The sequence below is a fragment of the Streptococcus oralis genome (genome assembly GCF_016028255.1).
In the GTDB taxonomy this organism is placed as follows: Bacteria; Bacillota; Bacilli; order Lactobacillales; family Streptococcaceae; genus Streptococcus; species Streptococcus oralis_AC.
Window position 1 is genome coordinate 1082176 of sequence record NZ_CP065707.1, and the last position, 19445, is coordinate 1101620.

Below are 19445 nucleotides of genomic sequence, written 5' to 3' on the forward strand. Positions count from 1 at the left end.
AGTATCTTTGGTGTTAATTTAGTAGAGGCAGCAGAAACAGGTAGTGTAGGAGATAAAGAGGGAACTATAACTCAAGCTCAGCCATTGGAAAAGTTACCTGATGAACTTGCAGCAGTTTTGAAGAAAGCAGAAGAAAATGCTGGGAAGGAAGCTAGCTCGACAGTTGGAAATGGAGAAACTACAGGAACGATTGGTTCTACTGATTCGACAAATAATCTTAAACCAGCTGAAGCACCTGGAATTCCAGAGAATGAAACAAAGCCGTCTGAAGCCATGAGTGGAGGACAAAATGATAAAGAAATCGCTAAACCTAGTCAACCAATTACACCTGAAACTCCAAAAGTAGAGCAAACAGGTGATGGAACAGTTGAATTGGCCAATCAATTTACGGCAAGCAAACCAGCTAGCGAAGCCAGTATTGAAGCTGCCAGCAAGAGCTCAGACTATCTCAAAAAAGAGTACAAGGTCTTTCCAACTCCACAAAAAGTGACTTATGGAGAAGGTGTCACAGCCCTTCGTAAGCAAGTCAATCTGGTAATGGGCGATCAACTCGATATCTATACTCGCAATCGCTTGAAGAGCGTTTTGCAGGACAATCAAGTATCTTACAAAACTAGTAAAACGGCCGTTTCTGGCGCAACTAATATCTATCTTGGAGTGCATGGACAAGGTTCACAAGCAGAACAAAACTTGTCCAAGGTTTCCGCGGGTCTCTTTGACAAAATTGATGCTTATGCTCTGACCATCAAGGACAACTCTATCTCCATCGTCGGAAAAGACACAGATGCGGTCTTTTATGGTTTGACAACCTTGAAACATATGCTCAAGGAAAGTCAAGTGCCAGTCCTTCGCAATGTGACAGTGGAAGATTACGCTGAAATCAAGAACCGTGGGTTTATCGAAGGTTACTATGGAAATCCATGGTCTAATGAAAATCGTAAAGAATTGATGCGTTATGGAAGTGAATTGAAGTTAACTCAATACTATTTCGCACCAAAAGATGATCCATACCACAATAAGAAATGGCGTGAACTTTACCCAGAAGAAAAACTGGCTGAAATCCGAGAACTTGCACGTGTCGGTAATCAAACGAAAACACGTTATGTTTGGACCATCCATCCATTTATGAACAATCGTATCCGCTTTGGCAATGAAGCGCATTACCAGGCTGATCTTGCAACCATAAAGGCTAAGTTTACTCAGTTGTTGGACGTGGGAGTGCGTGAATTTGGTGTGCTTGCAGATGATGCACCAAGCCCAGTTGGTGGTTACCATAGTTATGTTCGCTTGATGAAGGATATCACAAATTGGTTGACTGAAAAACAAACAACATACAGTGGTCTCCGTAAAGATATGATTTTTGTTCCTGCCTGGTACATGGGGCAAGGAACTGAAGCTGAACTTCGAACCTTGAATGAACATCTTCCTGAAAATGTCCATTTAACTCTTACTGGTGGAAAGGTCTGGGGGGCTGTTGACCAAACATTCTTAACGAACTTAAAGAAAAATTTAACAGAAGGTGGTAAGACTTACCGTCCAATTCAGTTCTGGATTAACTGGCCATGTAATGATAATACAAAACCCCACCTAATTCTTGGAGGTGGTGAAAAATTCTTACATCCAAATGTTGATTTATCACTTGCACAAGGAATTATGCTAAATCCAATGCAACAATCTGAAGCATCTAAAGTGGCACTTTTTGATATGGCTCAGTATGGATGGAAACAATGGAGAAGTGTAGAAGAAGCAGAACAAATCAACGATATGGCCTTTAACTATGTAGTTAATGATCATTTTGAAGAAAGCAGTGTTTCGAAGGCTTTTCGAGAACTCGGAAAACACATGCGCAATCAAAATAGACCTCCCCATGTCACTAAATTAGAAGAGTCTGTAGAATTGGCTCCAAAATTGACAGAATTCTATAATAAACTCAAATCTGGTCAAAATCTGGATACTGAAAGAAAAGAGTTGAGGGAAATTTTTGCTGGTTTGAAAGCCAATGCTCTATTACTTAAAGAAAAAGGTGATCAGAAATTAATCGAACAAATTCACTATTGGTTAGAGAATACAGTAGATCAAATGAACGCGCTTGAAGCTTTCCTAACAGCTACAGAAGGTCTTACTGAAAAGAATGATGCCAAGGTGTGGGAGTATTATCAGGCCGGAGTCAAACATTATGACCAGTCAGTTAAGTATGCCTTCTTTTACGTTGACCATTATGAATACGCAGAATTTGGTGTCCAACATATTCGACCATTTATCAATAATCTCAAAGAATACTTAGCCTTACATATCCAAGCAATGTTGAATCCAGATAAATTTGTGACAACATTTATTACGAATCGTGCTGGAATAGAAGGCGGATTGAAAGAAGTCACAGATGGTGACTTTGATACACATGTGATTGCCAAAACAACCATTGTGATTGAGAGAGGCGATTATGTAGGCTTGCGCTTTAATAAGGCAATTAAAATACACAAATTAGGTTTCGCTACGGGTACTAATACGGCCGATAATTATACCTTTAGTAATGCTCTTGTTGAATATCAAAATGAACATGGAGAATGGGTAGCCATAACGAGCCCCGCTTATACTGGTAGAGAACGTATTCTGGAATTTAATGACCTCGATATCACAGCTCAAGCTGTTCGTATGATAGCAACAGCTAAGAAGGATAATGCTTGGCTTGCCATGCGTGAAATTGCTGTTAACAGACCCCTAGAATTGGGTAGTAAGAAGGTTAGGGGCACTATTAGTTTAAGTCCAAACCTTGTTTACAAATATGGAACAAGTGTTGTTCAGATGCAAGATGGTCGAGAAAACACAGAATCCATGATGGCACATGTTGATCAGACCAATGTCACACCAGCGCAAGCCTGGGTACAAATGGACTTAGGTGGACTGCACAAAGTAAAACGAGTTCATCTGATGCAAGGGGAACGAGACAAACTAGCATCTGGTGTCATCGAATATTCTGCAGATGGTACAAATTGGACAACGCTTCAAAATTTATCAGGGCAACGAACTTCTGATATTGTGCAAGAATTTACAACTCGTTTTGTTCGCATTCGCAATACACAAACCTTAAATAAGTGGTGGAGAATTGCGGAATTTACAGTAGATGTCGATAGTCCAAATCTTGACTTAACAGACACCAACGTGGAATCCTTGAAGGAAACGCCAGTAGTGGATAGCTTGGGCAGTTACGAGCTTCAAATTCCAGCTGGAACCAAACTCCCTGCTCATAGCTATCTAGGTATGAAGCTTGACCGTATCCATCAGATCAAGAGCATCCAGCTCCAAGGCTCAGCCAACCCTGCTCTTAGCCTAGAGTATTCTGCAAATGCACAAGAATGGACACCAGCCAGCCAGTTGACAGACAGAACTGTGGCAACCCACTTGGTACGTTATGTTCGTCTGGTCAACAAAACGGATCAGGAACAAGCTGTGACAGCCACTTCTCTCCTTGTGACAACCAAAGAAGTACAACCAACCAAACTAGAATCTACAACTATGGGCATTCATCCAACATACGGAAGCAATGATGTTCGTAAACTGAACAACCTAGATCAACTATTTGACGGTGTTTATAACAACTTCGTTGAGTTTTCAGACTATGCCCATAAAGATGGTCATGTGACCTTGAAACTTGGTAGCGAACGCACTATCAAGAAGATTAGAGCCTACATCCAAGACGGAACTCAAAACTACCTTCGTGATGGTAAGATTCAAGTCAGCCAAGACGGTAAAACTTGGACAGATGTTGTGACAGTAGGAGATGGTGTGGCTAATAGCCAACACGATGATTCACTGACAGATGGTTGAACACATGATTCTAAGATGCCAGGAAATCGCTACATCGAAGGTGAATTGACGACACCAGTCAAAGCTAACTATCTCCGTGTCCTCTATACTGCAGACTATGATGCCCGGTTTGTAGGCTTTACAGAATTGGTCATCAATGATGGCGAATTTGTCAAACCAATCAATGATCCAACGGTAGAAGGAAACGGTGGAGAAAGCCAAGGCAATCTTTACAATAATCTTGTAGACGGCAAAGTCTTGACCAGCTACAAGTCTGAAAAAGAGAAGGGCGAATTGGTGTATCACTTATCTGAGCCAACCAATGCCAACCACCTTCGTCTCGTTTCCAGTCTTCCTGAAGGAGCTAAGGCACGTGTTCTTGCTAGAACACTCAAGGATGGTCAAGACAGTTGGACAGACCTCGGTGCAATTACATCTAGTCTCCAAACCTTCGCTATCCGAAATGGTGGCTCTCTTCTAGATGTCAAATTAGTCTGGGAAGGTGGCAAGGCTGAGTTTTATGAATTGGCGAGCTTCTATCAAGAATTGACAGAAGAATCGGTTCAATCAAGCAAGGGTGATGAACCAGCACCCGTGCTTGAAGTTCCTGAGTTCACAGGTGGTGTCAATGCAGTGATGGCTCTAGTGCATGAATTGCCAGAATACACAGGCCTGCTAGCAACAGTAGGTGACCAAGCTGCTCCAATGGTAGAGAAACCTGAGTTCCAAGGTGGTGTCAATGCAGTTGAAGCCTTGGTACATGAGCTTCCAGAGTACACAGGCCCATTATCAACAGTAGGTGACCAATCCGCACCTACAGTAGAAAAACCAGAGTTCCAGGGCGGAGTCAACTCCGTTATGGCCTTGAAACATGAGCTCCCAGCTTACACAGTTCCCTTATCAACAGTAGGCGACCAGGCAGCACCGACAGTAGAGAAACCAGAGTTCAAGCTAAGTTCGTTAGAAAAAACTCAGACTTCAGGAGCACCAGTTCAAATTGCCAAAGAAGACAAGAGATTGCCAGAAACTGGTGAGAAACAGTCAGAAACAGCTATTTTCTTGGCAAGTGTTGGACTAGCTCTATCTGCTATCTTTGTCTCAAAAAGTAAAAAAGAAATTAATTGACTTTGAAAAAAGAGATATTTCGTAGAGGGGCTTTGTCCCCTCTTTTTCTATATGAACGAATAGATTTATGTTCAAGATGCAAGGTGTATAGACTTTATAGTATAATGAATAGAGAGGAAAATAACGATGAAGGTGATTGATCAAACTTTACTAGAAAAAGTCATTGTGGAACGTTCTCATCACAGTCATAAGGGAGATTACGGTCGTCTGCTCTTACTGGGAGGGACCTATCCTTATGGGGGAGCTATTATCATGTCAGCCATTGCAGCTGTTAAAAGTGGGGCTGGTTTGGTGACTGTCGGGACGGATAAGGAGAATATCCCAGCTCTGCACAGCCATTTACCTGAAGCTATGGCCTTTTCTCTTCAAGACCAGCAATTGTTGAAAGAGCAATTGGAGAAGGCAGAAGTTGTCTTAGTGGGGCCTGGTTTACGGGACGATGCTTTTGGAGAATATCTAGTAAAACAAGTCTTTGTTAATTTAAGCCAAAATCAGATTTTGATTGTAGATGGAGGTGCTTTGGGCATCTTAGCAAAAGCTCATTTGTCTATACCTCCTAGTCAGCTCATCCTAACTCCCCACCAAAAGGAATGGGAAAGACTGTCTGGTATTGTGATTGAAAAGCAAAACGAATCTGCAACGGCTAGTGCCCTGACTTCCTTTCCTCAAGGAACAATTTTGGTGGAGAAAGGTCCAGCGACTCGTATCTGGCAGGCTGGCAAACCTGAATACTATCAATTACAGGTTGGAGGCCCCTATCAAGCAACTGGTGGGATGGGAGATACTTTGGCTGGGATGATTGCAGGTTTTGCAGGTCAGTTTTCACATGTCAATCTCTATGAATGCGTAGTAGTAGCGACTCATCTGCACTCAGCTATTGCCCAAGAACTAGCCCAAGAACACTATGTGGTTTTACCAAGTCAGATTAGCTGTGAAATTCCAAAAATAATGAAAAAAATATCCCAAAAAGGCAATTGAAATATTAATTGCCTTTTTTATGTTTTTACAGCTGATTTATTTTTCTGGTAAGATTTTTAAATACCTCAAAACCAGCAACCAACTGCTGAACTTACGAGGAATTCTCACTTTTAAGGTCTTGATTTTTACTCAAACTCAAAAGAAAAGCGAGATTGTTATCAAAGTTGAGGGGTGTCAAATCATGCTTTTTTTGATATAATTTTTAATGATGAATGCGAGAAATGATCGGTATGTGGTCGTTGATTTAGAGGCGACCAGCACCGGAAGCAAGGCAAAAATTATTCAAGTAGGCATTGTGGTGATTGAGAATGGTGAAATCATCGATCAGTATGCGACTGATGTCAATCCCCACGAACCCTTGGATTCTCATATCAAAGAATTAACAGGTCTGACCGATCAGCGTTTGGCTGCAGCGCCAGAGTTTTCTCAGGTGGCTGGAAAAATTTTTGAATTGGTTAAGGACGGTATTTTTGTTGCGCACAATGTACAGTTTGATGCCAACCTTCTTGCAGAATTTCTCTTTTTTGAAGGATATGAATTGCGCACACCGCGGGTGGATACAGTTGAGCTTGCTCAAGTTCTGTATCCTCAGTTTGAAAAGTATAACTTAGGAATCCTTTGTCAAGAGTTGGGCATTGAGCTGGAACATGCCCATACTGCCCTGTCAGATGCTCAGGCAACAGCAGAACTCTTGCTTTACATGCGTCAAAAACTTTTTGAGTTACCAAAAGGGCTCTTAGAAAGCTTATTAAACCTTGCAGACAACCTTCTCTATGAAAGTTATCTGGTGATTGAGGAGGTCTATCAGCAACAATCTCTCTTGTCTTTACCGGACTTGATGGAGCTTCATGGACTTTTCCTCAGAAAGGAAAGCAAAGGCTTAGTCCCACGAAAGTTATCCAAAGATTTTGCTAAAAACATTTCCTTATTGGGACTGGAGGAGCGTCCGCAACAGTTGGAATTTGCTGAGAAGGTTGAGCGATTATTGGAAGAGCACCAGACTTCCTTTATCCAAGCTCAAACGGGACTGGGCAAGACTTACGGCTATCTCCTTCCAGCTTTGAATTTGAAGAGTGATACAAGGATTTTAGTGAGTGTTCCAACCAAAATTCTTCAAAATCAGATTATGCAAGAAGAAGGTCAGCGTTTAAAAGAGGTTTTCCATCTGGAGATTCATAGTCTCAAGGGTCCTCAAAATTATATAAAACTGGATGCCTTTCACCGAGTTCTCCATCGATCTGAGTCCAATCGCCTTTTTACACGCTTTAAAATGCAACTGCTCATCTGGCTTACGGAGACAGAGACTGGTGACTTGGACGAAATCGGGCAACTTTATCGCTATCAGCACTTTCTGCCTGAACTAGTCCACGACGGCAAGCTTTCAAAGAAAAGTTTATTTGCTACAGAGGATTTTTGGAAACGAGGGCAGGACAAGGCCACTACCAGTCGTGTTCTTCTGACCAATCATGCCTATCTGGTCACTCGTTTGGAAGACAATCCCGAGTTTGTCGACAACCGTTTGCTGATCTTGGATGAAGCTCAAAAAATGCTGTTAGCTCTTGAAAATCTAGCCCAACAGGCTTATCGCCTTGAGGATCTTGTTACTCAAATTGAAAAGTCCTTGGAGACAGAGGAAGATTTGATTCAGAAACGTTTGCTTGAGAGTATTGGTTTTGAATGTCGTTACTTGATGGACCAGTATCAGTCAAGTCTTAAGAATGGAAAGTGGTTGGATTCTCTCGAACAGTTGCGCCAACATTTTTCGGAGCTAGTTCTCCCAGAGTATAGAGAGCTTGCAAACTTTTTTACGGCGGATCGTGAATTTTGGCTTGCTCCAGCAGAGAAATCTAGTAAGGATGTCCTGATTTGTTCAAGCAAAAACGGTCGCTTTATACTAGCAGACTTATTGCCAGAAGATTGTAGGCTCCTAGGAGTATCTGCCACTCTTGAAATCAGCAATCGGGTTTCCTTAGCAGATTTACTGGGATTTCCAGATGCTCCACTTGTTAAGCTTGATGTAGCAAAGCAGGAGCAACAAGAAGTCTTTCTAATCGATGACTTTCCTCTTGTGACAGAAGTTTCGTCTTTTGATTACGCTAGTGAAGTGGCTTCTGTCATTCGAAGTTTACAAGCCTTTCAAGAACCCTTATTGGTTTTGTTTACCTCAAAAGAGATGTTACTGGCAGTTTCGGACCTGCTAGACCAACCTCATCTAGCTCAATATAAAAATGGAGAACCAAGCCAACTGAAAAAACGTTTTGAAAAAGGTGAACGTCAGATCTTGCTTGGAACAGGTAGTTTCTGGGAAGGAGTTGATTTTTCAACCCATCCTTGCGTGATTCAAGTGATTCCGAGATTGCCTTTCCAAAATCCGCAAGAACCTTTAACCAAAAAATTAAACCAAGAACTACGTCGAGAAGGAAAAAATCCCTTTTATGATTATCAGTTGCCGATGGCTATTATTCGGCTAAAACAAGCCCTTGGTCGTACGGTTAGACGGCCTGACCAAGGTTCGGTTGCTGTAATCTTAGACAGTCGTGTCGTCAGCAAGCGCTATGGCAAACAAATCGCCCAAACCTTGTCAAAAGAAAGAACGGTTCGGGTTCTGGCTAGAGATCAGCTAGAGTCTGCAGTAGCAGATTTTCTCCAATCCCGTCGCAATAGAATGAAAGAAAAATCCCAGAAAGAGAAAAGGTAAAAAATATGAAACGTTCTTTTGACTCTCGAGTCGACTATAGTCTCCTTCTGCCAGTGTTTTGTTTACTGGTGATTGGAGTAGTAGCCATTTATATAGCAGTTAGTCATGACTATCCAAATAATGTATTACCAATTCTAGGACAGCAAATCGCATGGATTGCCTTGGGGCTTGTCATTGGGTTTGTCGTCATGTTCTTCAATACCGAGTTTTTATGGAAGGTGACTCCCTATCTTTATGGCTTAGGCTTGGCCTTGATGGTTCTCCCTCTTGTTTTTTACAATCCGAGTTTGGTAGCTTCTACAGGTGCCAAGAACTGGGTATCAATCGGGGGAACCACGCTCTTTCAACCTTCTGAGTTCATGAAGATTTCCTACATCTTGATATTGGCTCGAGTCATTGTACAATTCACTCAAAAGCACAAGGAGTGGCGACGGACTATTCCCTTGGATTTCCTATTGATTGGTTGGATGATTGCCTTTACAATCCCAGTCTTGCTCCTCTTAGCCCTACAAAGTGACTTGGGTACTGCCTTGGTCTTCGTAGCTATTTTTTCCGGTATGGTTCTTCTTTCAGGAGTTTCGTGGAAGATTATCATTCCTGTTTTTGCGACAGGAGTGACTGCAGTTGCAGGCTTCATGGCCATCTTTATAAGCAAGGATGGACGTGCCTTCTTGCATCAGATTGGGATGCCAACTTACCAGATCAACCGTATCTTGGCTTGGCTCAATCCCTTTGACTTTGCGCAAACAACGACTTACCAACAGGCTCAGGGGCAAATTGCTATTGGAAGTGGTGGCTTGTTTGGACAAGGGTTCAATGTGTCCAATCTCCTCATTCCAGTACGTGAAAGTGATATGATTTTCACCGTAATTGCTGAAGATTTTGGCTTTATTGGTTCGGTCTTTGTCGTTGCCCTGTACTTACTTCTCATCTATCGAATGTTGAAGATTACGCTCAGGTCAAATAACCAGTTCTACACCTACATTTCGACTGGTTTTATCATGATGTTGCTCTTCCATATCTTTGAAAATATCGGTGCCGTAACAGGCTTACTTCCTTTGACAGGGATTCCTCTGCCTTTCATTTCTCAGGGGGGATCCGCAATTATCAGTAACCTCATCGGTGTCGGTCTCCTCTTGTCTATGAGTTACCAGACCAATCTAGCAGAAGAGAAAAGTGGAAAAGTTCCATTCAAACGAAAAAAAGTCGTCTTAAAACAAATCAAATAAGGAGGCCACTATGGCAAAAGTTGCAGTTATCTTAGCAAATGGCTTTGAAGAAATTGAAGCCTTGACAGTAGTTGATGTTTTGCGTCGAGCAAACATTTCCTGTGATATGGTAGGATTTGAAGAGCAGGTGACAGGATCACATGGCATTCAGGTAAAAGCCGACCGTATCTTTGATGGCGATTTGTCAGACTATGACTTGGTAGTTCTTCCAGGTGGCATGCCTGGATCGGCAAATCTACGAGATAATCAAGCCCTCATTTCACAGATTAAAGCGTTTTGCCAAGCAGGAAAGAAAATTGCTGCCATCTGTGCAGCTCCAATCGCCCTCCATCAAGCAGGTGTTTTGAAAGACAAGTGCTTCACCTGTTATGACGGTGTTCAGGAGAACATTACTGACGGAACTTATCAAAAGCAAACAGTGGTTGTAGATGGTAATCTAACAACTAGCCGAGGACCGTCAACTGCCCTTGCCTTTGCCTATGAATTGGTGGAGCAGTTGGGAGGAGATGCTGAAAGTTTACGAGTCGGCATGCTCTATCGGGATGTCTTTGAAAATCAACAGTAAAACGAGGGTTAAACACTCGTTTTTGCTTGGAAAAATCTAGGAAATCATCGCTTTTTTCATAAAAAAATGGTATAATGAAGGGTATGAAATATCACGACTACATATGGGATTTAGGCGGCACTCTATTGGATAATTACGAGACTTCTACAGCAGCTTTTGTAGAAACCTTGGCCCAATATGGAATTGAGCAAGAACACGACCGTGTTTACGAAGCCTTGAAGGTTTCGACAGCTTTTGCCATTGAGAAGTTTGCCCCAGATATCGAGGATTTTTTAGAGAACTACAAAGAAAATGAAGCGCGTGAGCTAGAGCACCCAGTTTTGTTTGAGGGAATTCCAGAGTTACTCAAAGACATCTCTGATAAGGGTGGACGCCATTTCTTAGTTTCTCATCGAAATGACCAAGTTCTGGAACTTCTTGCCAAGACCCAGATAGCCAACTACTTCACCGAAGTAGTGACTGCCAGTTCAGGTTTTAAACGAAAACCAGATCCTGAGTCCATGATATATTTACGTGATAAATATCATATTACATCTGGTTTGGTCATCGGAGACAGAAACATTGATGTAGAAGCAGGTAAAGCTGCAGGCTTAGATGCCTATCTTTTTGACAATGTTGCAACATTGAGACGATCAATAGACATGTAAGAAAAAGGAAAAAAATGACAGAAGAAATCAAAAACCAACAGGCACAGGATTATGATGCCAGTCAAATTCAAGTTTTAGAAGGTCTGGAAGCCGTTCGTATGCGTCCAGGTATGTATATCGGATCGACCGCTAAAGAGGGGCTTCACCACCTAGTCTGGGAAATTGTTGATAATTCTATTGACGAGGCCTTGGCTGGATTTGCCAGTCATATCCAAGTCTTTATCGAACCAGATGATTCCATTACCGTTGTGGATGACGGTCGTGGAATTCCTGTTGACATTCAGGAAAAGACGGGACGTCCTGCTGTTGAGACAGTCTTTACGGTTCTTCACGCTGGAGGAAAATTCGGCGGTGGCGGGTATAAGGTATCAGGTGGTCTCCACGGAGTGGGTTCATCAGTAGTAAACGCTCTTTCAACGCAACTAGATGTCCACGTTCACAAAAACGGCAAAATTCATTACCAAGAATACCGTCGTGGTCATGTTGTTGCTGATCTTGAGGTCGTTGGAGATACAGATAAAACAGGAACAACAGTTCACTTCACACCAGACCCAGAGATTTTTACAGAAACAACGACTTTTGACTTTGAAAAATTAAACAAACGTGTTCAAGAATTAGCCTTTTTGAACCGAGGACTTCGAATTTCAATTACAGACAAGCGTGAAGGTCTCGAACAAACCAAGCATTATCACTATGAAGGTGGAATTGCTAGCTACGTTGAGTATATCAACGAAAATAAGGATGTTATCTTTGACAAACCAATCTATACAGATGGTGAAATGGATGATATCACAGTTGAAGTAGCCATGCAGTACACAACCGGTTACCACGAAAACGTCATGAGTTTCGCCAATAACATTCACACCCATGAAGGTGGTACGCATGAGCAAGGTTTCCGTACAGCACTGACGCGTGTTATCAACGATTATGCCCGCAAGAATAAACTGCTAAAAGACAATGAAGACAACCTGACAGGGGAAGATGTTCGTGAAGGTTTGACTGCTGTTATCTCAGTCAAGCACCCTAATCCTCAGTTTGAAGGACAAACCAAGACCAAACTGGGAAATAGCGAAGTTGTTAAGATTACCAATCGCCTCTTCAGCGATGCCTTTTCTGATTTTCTCATGGAAAATCCACAGATTGCTAAGCGCATCGTGGAAAAAGGGATTTTGGCTGCCAAGGCTCGTGTAGCTGCCAAGCGTGCGCGTGAAGTCACTCGTAAGAAATCTGGCTTGGAAATTTCTAATCTCCCAGGAAAACTAGCGGATTGTTCTTCAAATAACCCTGCGGAAACAGAACTCTTTATCGTTGAGGGAGACTCAGCTGGTGGGTCAGCTAAATCTGGTCGTAACCGTGAATTCCAAGCTATCCTTCCAATTCGTGGTAAGATCTTGAACGTTGAAAAAGCTAGCATGGATAAAATCCTTGCAAACGAAGAAATTCGGAGTCTCTTCACAGCCATGGGGACAGGATTTGGTGCAGAATTTGATGTCACTAAGGCTCGTTACCAAAAACTCGTTTTGATGACTGATGCCGATGTCGATGGAGCCCACATTCGGACCCTCTTGCTAACTTTGATTTACCGCTACATGAAACCAATTCTAGAAGCTGGTTATGTTTATATTGCCCAGCCACCGATTTATGGGGTTAAAGTCGGAAGTGAGATTAAAGAATACATCCAGCCAGGTGCAGATCAAGAAATTAAACTCCAAGAAGCCTTAGCACGTCATAGTGAAGGGCGTTTAAAACCAACCATCCAACGTTATAAAGGTCTGGGAGAAATGGATGATCACCAATTGTGGGAAACAACCATGGATCCAGAACATCGCTTGATGGCGCGTGTTTCGGTAGATGATGCTGCCGAAGCAGATAAAATCTTTGATATGTTGATGGGAGATCGAGTAGAACCTCGTCGCGAATTTATCGAAGAAAATGCCGTTTACAGTACCCTTGACGTCTAAAAAATGTGGGAAATAGTTCCCATGACCTAAAAAATATGATATAATCAATACGATTGTTTCTAGTATAAAAGGAGTTTGATATGTCTAATGGACAACTAATTTATCTAATGGTTGCGATTGCAGTCATTTTGATTCTGGCTTATGTAGCGGCAATCTTCCTACGTAAGCGTAATGTAAGTAGATTGACGGCCCTCGAAGAAAGAAAAGAAGAACTCTACAACCTTCCTGTAAATGATGAGGTTGAAGCGGTTAAAAACATGCATTTGATTGGTCAAAGTCAGGTAACCTTCCGTGAATGGAATCAAAAATGGGTTGATTTATCGCTCAACTCATTTGCTGATATTGAAAATAACCTGTTTGAGGCTGAAGGCTACAATAATTCTTTTCGCTTTTTCAAAGCGACTCACCAAATCGATCAAATCGAAAGTCAAATTGATTTAATTGAAGAAGACATTGCGGCGATTCGCAATGCGCTTTCAGAGCTTGAAAAACAAGAGTCTAAGAATAGCGGACGTGTTCTGCATGCTTTGGACTTATTTGAAAATCTGCAACATACCGTAGCAGAAAATTCGGAACAGTATGGTAAAGCCCTTCCTGAAATTGAGAAACAATTGGAAAATATCCAGTCAGAGTTTTCTCAATTTGTAACCTTGAACTCTTCAGGTGACCCAGTTGAAGCTGCAGCAATTCTTGATTCAACTGAAAATCATATTCTCGCTTTGACACATATCGTTGATCGTGTTCCATCTCTCGTGAAGACTTTGTCAACAGAACTTCCAGAACAATTGGAAGATTTGGAGGAAGGCTACCGTAAACTCTTGGATGCTAATTATCACTTCACTGAAACGGACATCGAGTCACGCTTCCAACTTTTACATGAATCCTTGAAAAATAATCAAGAAAACATCCGCCAGTTGGAATTGGATAATGCAGAGTATGAAAATACACAAATCCAAGAAGAGATTAATGCGCTCTACGATATCTTCACGCGTGAAATAGCTGCCCAAAAAGTCGTTGAAAGTCTCCTTTCAACGCTTCCAACCTACCTCAATCACTTGAAAGAAAATAATCAGGTTTTGGTACAAGATCTTGAACGCTTGAATAAAACCTATCTTCTCCCAGAAAGTGATGGGAACCATGTCCGCCGTCTTCAAGCTGAATTGTCAGGGCTTGATACAGCGATCACAGAGGCAACTGAAGATCAGACAGAACCTACTCAAGCCTACTCTGTTTTAGAGGAGCAGTTTAGTTCACTTCAAAGTAATCTAAAAGACATTGAAGACGAACAAGTTTCTGTTAGTGAACGCCTAGCTCAAATCGAAAAAGACGACATCAATGCTCGTCAAAAAGCAAATGTCTATGTGAACCGTTTGCATACTATCAAACGTTACATGGAGAAGAGAAACTTGCCGGGTATTCCTCAAAGTTTCTTGAAACTTTTCTTCACTGCAAGCCATAACACAGAAGATCTGATGGCAGAGTTAGAACAAGCACAAGTTAATATTGAATCAGTTAAACGAATTCTTGAAATTACGACTCATGACATGGAGGCTCTTGAAACAGAAACCTACAATATTGTTCAATACGCGACTTTGACGGAGCAACTCTTGCAGTATTCAAACCGTTACCGTTCATTTGATGAGCGTATCCAGCAAGCTTTCAATGAAGCACTTGAAATTTTTGAAAAAGAATTTGACTACAAGGCATCATTTGAGAAGATTTCTCAGGCCTTGGAAGTTGCAGAACCAGGAGTCACAAATCGCTTTGTTTCTTCTTATGAAAAAACACGTGAAGCGATTCGCTTCTAATACCTGAAAAGCTTAGATCATCTAGGCTTTTTATTATTTCTTTCAAAAATAGAAGAATATCGATTTATCATTGAAATTATAGTTCTGATTTGATATGATGGAGGTATGAAGAAAAATAGAGAGAAGCGTGTTTCCCACGATAAAAAGAGAAATGTATTACTGGTTTTAGTAGGTATTTTAAGTCTTGCTATGCTCTGCCTAGGTGGCGTGATTGGTTACAAGATTTTGCAGAAACAGTCCTATGAACAGAAAATTGAAACCTTAAAAAATGAAAAAGATCAACAATTCAACGTAGGCAGTCAGAGAGACCATTTCCGAAAAGGTCAAGCTGAAGTGATTGTCTACTACCCTCTTCAAGGAGAGGAAGTCATTGCGCCTGTTAGAGAAAAGATCAACCAGGATATTAAGGAAAAGCTGGAAGATAAAGAAGATTTGGTTTTTTATTATACGGAGCAGTTGGATCCCGTCCTAAAGGGAGTTGTGGCTCGTAATATTAGTAAGCAAGTTTACGATTTGTCTGCAGCAAAGGTTGAAGAAAAAGAAAAGACTTCTTTAGGAAAAATTTTCTTGACAGAAGACGGTAAAACTTTTACTCTTAGTCAATTTTTCAAAGATGCGACCAAGGCTAAGGAACTCTTGCTGAGTCAAATCAAAGCAACCCTAGAAGATAAGAAACTTAACCAGACAAAAATTGATCAGGTCCTAAAAAACTTTACAGACCAAGATTTGTCGTCATGGAGCTTTGATTATAAAGATAGCCAACTCATTCTTTATCCAGCGAACTCAAGAGAGGCTCTGGAGGAAATTGCTTTACCAATATCCAGTTTCTTTGATGTTATTGAGTCATCCTATTTGCTTGAGAAAGATGCTGAACTTTACCAAGCTTACTTTGCTCAGAAAAATAAAAAAGTTGTAGCCTTGACTTTTGATGATGGTCCAAATCCATCTACAACTACTCAGGCTTTGGATACCTTGGCTAAGTATGGTGTAAAGGCAACCTTTTTTGTACTTGGTAAAAACATCGCGGGTAATGAAGAACTTCTGAAACGAATGAAATCGGAAGGCCATGTTGTAGGAAACCATAGCTGGGATCATCCCGTTCTTTCCAAATTGTCTCTGGAAGATGCTAAAAAACAAATCACGGATACGGAAGATTCCTTGACAAAGGTTTTAGGTTCGAGTTCTAAACTTATGCGACCTCCTTACGGAGCGATTACAGATGATATTCGTAATAGTCTGGATTTGAGTTTTATCATGTGGAATGTAGATAGTTTGGACTGGAAGAGCAAGAATGAATCTGCTATTTTAACAGAGATTCAGCATCAAGTTCGTAATGGATCGATTGTTCTTATGCATGATATTCATGGCGCTACAGTTAATGCTCTTCCAAAGATTATAGAATATCTAAAAGAGCAAGGTTATACGTTTGTAACGATTCCGGAAATGCTTAATTCTCGCTTGAAAGCTCACGAAATGTATTACGACCGTGATCAATGATTTTAAAATCTAAAGGAGCAAATGTGCTGATAATCAGGACTTTGTTTCTTTAGATTTTCTTCACATAGAAAGGAAAAACGATGAAGTCTTACACCCTTAATAATGGAATTTCAATTCCTGTACTAGGATTTGGAACATGGAAAGCTGAAAGTGGAGAGGTGGCCTACCAAGCTGTTTTAGAAGCCTTAAAGGCTGGTTATCGTCATATCGATACTGCGACCATCTATCGAAATGAGGAGAGCGTTGGCCGTGCTATACGAGATAGCGGTATTCCACGTCAAGAAATCTTTGTAACGACCAAACTTTGGAATACCAATCACAGCTATGAAGAAGCTCGCCAAGCTTTTGAGGAATCAATGGAAAAACTGGGATTGGATTATCTAGACTTGTACCTTATCCATTGGCCAAATCCAAAACCACTAAGAGAAAATGACGAATGGAAAACTCGCAATGCTGAAGTCTGGAGAGCGATGGAGGAACTTTACAAAGAAGGCAAGATTCGTGCTATCGGAGTTAGTAATTTTCTCCCTCATCATCTGGATGCTTTGCTTGAGACAGCAAGAGTCATTCCAGCGGTTAATCAGGTGCGCTTAGCGCCAGGTGTTTATCAAGAGGAAGTAGTTGCATACTGTAAAGAGAAAGGAATTCTCCTAGAGGCTTGGGGACCTTTTGGGCAAGGGGAGTTGTTTGAACAGAAGGAAGTCCAAGAAATTGCTGCAAAGCATGGGAAGTCAGTAGCTCAAATCGCCTTGGCTTGGAGTTTATCAGAAGGCTTCTTACCTCTACCTAAGTCAGTAACGTCTTCTCGCATCCAGAGCAATCTTGACTGTTTTGGGATTGAACTCAGTAAAGGAGAGCGAGAGATCTTAAAGACTATCTCAGTGATTTCTGGCGCACCTCGTGTGGATGAGATGGATTTTTAGAAAGTAAGAAAAAGAATTGTAAATTTTCTCTCTTTCTGATATAATAATCAACAAGAAAGAAAGTTTTATGGCGTTCTTCAAGCGAGCTTGGGATAGTGGGAGCCAAGTAGGACAAGGTAAGAAACTGGCGCTTTCTGTCGTATTTAAAAAAACAATGAAGTAATAAATTAGGGTGGAACCGCGTTTCTGACGCCCCTAGTCGCAAGACTTGGGTGTTGAAATTCGGTTCTTTTTGAATTTGATCTAATACCTAAGTAGAAAGGAGCATAATGCTTAAAGGATCTTGTTTATGCAAAGCAGTGACCTACACTTTAGATGAGGAATTGTCGGAATTAGTTTTTTGTCATTGCTCATTCTGTCGGAAAGCAACTGCATCTGCTTATACAGTGAATGCCAAAGTTAGCAGCAAAAATTTAGTATTGTATGGAGAAAAGAGTTTAGTTACTTATAGTTCATCTCCAGGGAAACAACGCTATTACTGCCAGAACTGTCACAGTCAAATTTTCACTATTCAAGAAGATGTAACAGAAGTTTGTGCTTTGAAATTGGGTACAGTAGATGAATGCAATCAGAATTTACAAACTGTTCCTAAACGTCATATTTTTCAGGATCCAGCTTTTTCTTGGTTGCTTGATAAATAAATTTAAAAAGATAATATAAACTAAAGGAGTATTCAATGTCTAAGAAATTAACATTTCACTGCGTCAGTGGCAGAGACCTCCTTACAGTCGGGCTGCCCCACGTTCAGCACTAGGGTGCTGAGCTAGACGCAGTACTAACTCGTCTTGCCTCGTATAATCGACGAGGCAGACTCGTTCGCAAGAAATCATTTTTTATTAAGGAGTATTCAATGTCTAAGAAATTAACATTTCACTGCGTCAGTGGCAGAGACCTCCTTATAGTCGGGCTGCCCCACGCTCAGCACTAGAGTGCCTGAACTAGACGCAGTACTAACTCGTCTTGCCTCGTATGATCGACGAGGCAGACTAGTGTCGCAAGTAATTTATAAAAAAAGGAGTAAATAATGTCTAAAAAATTGACTTTCCACTGCGTCAGTAGCATAGACCTCCTTACAGTCGGACTGCCCCACGCTCAGCACTAGGGTGCTGAGCTAGACGCAGTACTAACTCGTCTTGCCTCGTATAATCGACGAGGCAAACTCGTGTCGCAAGAAAACATTTTTTATTAAGGAGTATTCAATGTCTAAGAAATTAACATTTCAAGAAATTATTTTGACTTTGCAACAATTTTGGAATGACCAAGGTTGTATGCTTATGCAGGCTTATGATAATGAAAAAGGTGCGGGAACGATGAGTCCTTACACCTTCCTTCGTGCTATCGGTCCTGAGCCATGGAATGCAGCGTATGTAGAGCCATCACGTCGTCCTGCTGACGGTCGTTACGGGGAAAACCCTAACCGTCTCTACCAACACCACCAATTCCAAGTGGTCATGAAGCCATCTCCATCAAATATCCAGGAACTTTACCTTGAGTCTTTGGAAAAATTAGGTATCAATCCATTGGAACATGATATCCGCTTCGTTGAAGATAACTGGGAAAATCCATCTACTGGTTCAGCTGGTCTTGGATGGGAAGTTTGGCTTGATGGGATGGAAATCACTCAGTTCACTTATTTCCAACAAGTAGGGGGATTGGCAACTGGCCCTGTGACTGCGGAAGTTACCTATGGTTTAGAACGCTTGGCTTCTTACATTCAAGAAGTTGATTCTGTCTATGATATCGAGTGGGCTGATGGTGTAAAATACGGAGAAATTTTTATCCAGCCTGAGTACGAGCATTCAAAATATTCGTTTGAAATTTCGGATCAAGAGATGTTGCTGGAAAACTTTGATAAGTTTGAAAAAGAAGCTGGTCGTGCCTTGGAAGAAGGTCTGGTTCACCCTGCCTATGACTATGTTCTCAAATGTTCACACACCTTTAATCTGCTTGACGCGCGTGGTGCCGTATCCGTAACGGAGCGCGCAGGCTATATCGCTCGTATCCGTAACCTGGCCCGTGTCGTAGCCAAAACCTTTGTCGCAGAACGCAAACGCCTAGGCTACCCACTTTTGGATGAAGCAACACGAGCTAAACTCTTAGCAGAAGACGCAGAATAAAGAGAGTGACAAATTACGAAAATGGGCGAACAGAGTGAGCCTTGAGCCAGTTGCCGTAGTGATGAAGGTATCCTTAGTGAAGCTAAGGATACT

General features: G+C 41.5%; 11 protein-coding genes and 1 pseudogene. All 12 read left to right on the forward strand.

The features are described 5' to 3' along the window. Positions 1-303: 303 nt before the first annotated feature. A pseudogene (locus I6G42_RS05255) lies at positions 304-4929 on the forward strand (SIALI-17 repeat-containing surface protein); the annotation flags it as partial. A gap of 126 nt (positions 4930-5055) precedes the next feature. Continuing rightward, positions 5056-5907: an NAD(P)H-hydrate dehydratase gene (locus I6G42_RS05260; RefSeq protein WP_038804988.1), complete on the forward strand. Its 852-nt coding sequence runs from the start codon at positions 5056-5058 to the stop codon at positions 5905-5907. A gap of 208 nt (positions 5908-6115) precedes the next feature. Further along, positions 6116-8605, forward strand: a complete 2490-nt coding sequence (locus I6G42_RS05265; RefSeq protein WP_038805631.1) for a bifunctional DnaQ family exonuclease/ATP-dependent helicase — start codon at positions 6116-6118, stop codon at positions 8603-8605. 5 nt (positions 8606-8610) lie between these two features. Next, a complete protein-coding gene (locus tag I6G42_RS05270) occupies positions 8611-9834 on the forward strand; it encodes an FtsW/RodA/SpoVE family cell cycle protein (protein WP_038804990.1) in 1224 nt (407 codons plus the stop codon). Positions 9835-9844: 10 nt separating this feature from the next. After that, on the forward strand, positions 9845-10399 hold the full coding sequence (locus tag I6G42_RS05275) for a DJ-1 family glyoxalase III (protein WP_001140922.1): 555 nt from the start codon (positions 9845-9847) through the stop codon (positions 10397-10399). 83 nt (positions 10400-10482) lie between these two features. After that, on the forward strand, positions 10483-11046 hold the full coding sequence (locus I6G42_RS05280; RefSeq protein WP_038805632.1) for an HAD-IA family hydrolase: 564 nt from the start codon (positions 10483-10485) through the stop codon (positions 11044-11046). A gap of 14 nt (positions 11047-11060) precedes the next feature. Further along, positions 11061-13007: a DNA topoisomerase (ATP-hydrolyzing) subunit B gene (gene gyrB, locus I6G42_RS05285; protein WP_038804992.1), complete on the forward strand. Its 1947-nt coding sequence runs from the start codon at positions 11061-11063 to the stop codon at positions 13005-13007. Positions 13008-13087: 80 nt separating this feature from the next. Beyond that, entirely contained in the window at positions 13088-14815 is a 1728-nt protein-coding gene (ezrA, locus tag I6G42_RS05290) for a septation ring formation regulator EzrA (protein ID WP_038804993.1), read from the forward strand. Between the two features lie 105 nt (positions 14816-14920). Next, entirely contained in the window at positions 14921-16312 is a 1392-nt protein-coding gene (gene pgdA / locus I6G42_RS05295; RefSeq protein ID WP_050562296.1) for a peptidoglycan-N-acetylglucosamine deacetylase PgdA, read from the forward strand. Between the two features lie 80 nt (positions 16313-16392). Next, complete coding sequence (locus I6G42_RS05300) at positions 16393-17235, forward strand: aldo/keto reductase (RefSeq protein WP_038804994.1); 843 nt, start codon at positions 16393-16395, stop codon at positions 17233-17235. Between the two features lie 269 nt (positions 17236-17504). Beyond that, complete coding sequence (locus I6G42_RS05305) at positions 17505-17876, forward strand: GFA family protein (protein WP_038804995.1); 372 nt, start codon at positions 17505-17507, stop codon at positions 17874-17876. Positions 17877-18434: 558 nt separating this feature from the next. Then, positions 18435-19352, forward strand: a complete 918-nt coding sequence (glyQ, locus tag I6G42_RS05310; RefSeq protein ID WP_000038733.1) for a glycine--tRNA ligase subunit alpha — start codon at positions 18435-18437, stop codon at positions 19350-19352. Positions 19353-19445: the final 93 nt, after the last annotated feature.

What these genes read in the sequence shown, in the direction of transcription:
- I6G42_RS05260 (WP_038804988.1), top strand. Translation starts at nt 5,056, where the DNA reads ATGAAGGTGATTGATCAAACTTTACTAGAAAAAGTCATTGTGGAACGT.
- I6G42_RS05265 (WP_038805631.1), top strand. Translation starts at nt 6,116, where the DNA reads ATGAATGCGAGAAATGATCGGTATGTGGTCGTTGATTTAGAGGCGACC.
- I6G42_RS05270 (WP_038804990.1), top strand. Translation starts at nt 8,611, where the DNA reads ATGAAACGTTCTTTTGACTCTCGAGTCGACTATAGTCTCCTTCTGCCA.
- I6G42_RS05275 (WP_001140922.1), top strand. Translation starts at nt 9,845, where the DNA reads ATGGCAAAAGTTGCAGTTATCTTAGCAAATGGCTTTGAAGAAATTGAA.
- I6G42_RS05280 (WP_038805632.1), top strand. Translation starts at nt 10,483, where the DNA reads ATGAAATATCACGACTACATATGGGATTTAGGCGGCACTCTATTGGAT.
- gyrB (WP_038804992.1), top strand. Translation starts at nt 11,061, where the DNA reads ATGACAGAAGAAATCAAAAACCAACAGGCACAGGATTATGATGCCAGT.
- ezrA (WP_038804993.1), top strand. Translation starts at nt 13,088, where the DNA reads ATGTCTAATGGACAACTAATTTATCTAATGGTTGCGATTGCAGTCATT.
- pgdA (WP_050562296.1), top strand. Translation starts at nt 14,921, where the DNA reads ATGAAGAAAAATAGAGAGAAGCGTGTTTCCCACGATAAAAAGAGAAAT.
- I6G42_RS05300 (WP_038804994.1), top strand. Translation starts at nt 16,393, where the DNA reads ATGAAGTCTTACACCCTTAATAATGGAATTTCAATTCCTGTACTAGGA.
- I6G42_RS05305 (WP_038804995.1), top strand. Translation starts at nt 17,505, where the DNA reads ATGCTTAAAGGATCTTGTTTATGCAAAGCAGTGACCTACACTTTAGAT.
- glyQ (WP_000038733.1), top strand. Translation starts at nt 18,435, where the DNA reads ATGTCTAAGAAATTAACATTTCAAGAAATTATTTTGACTTTGCAACAA.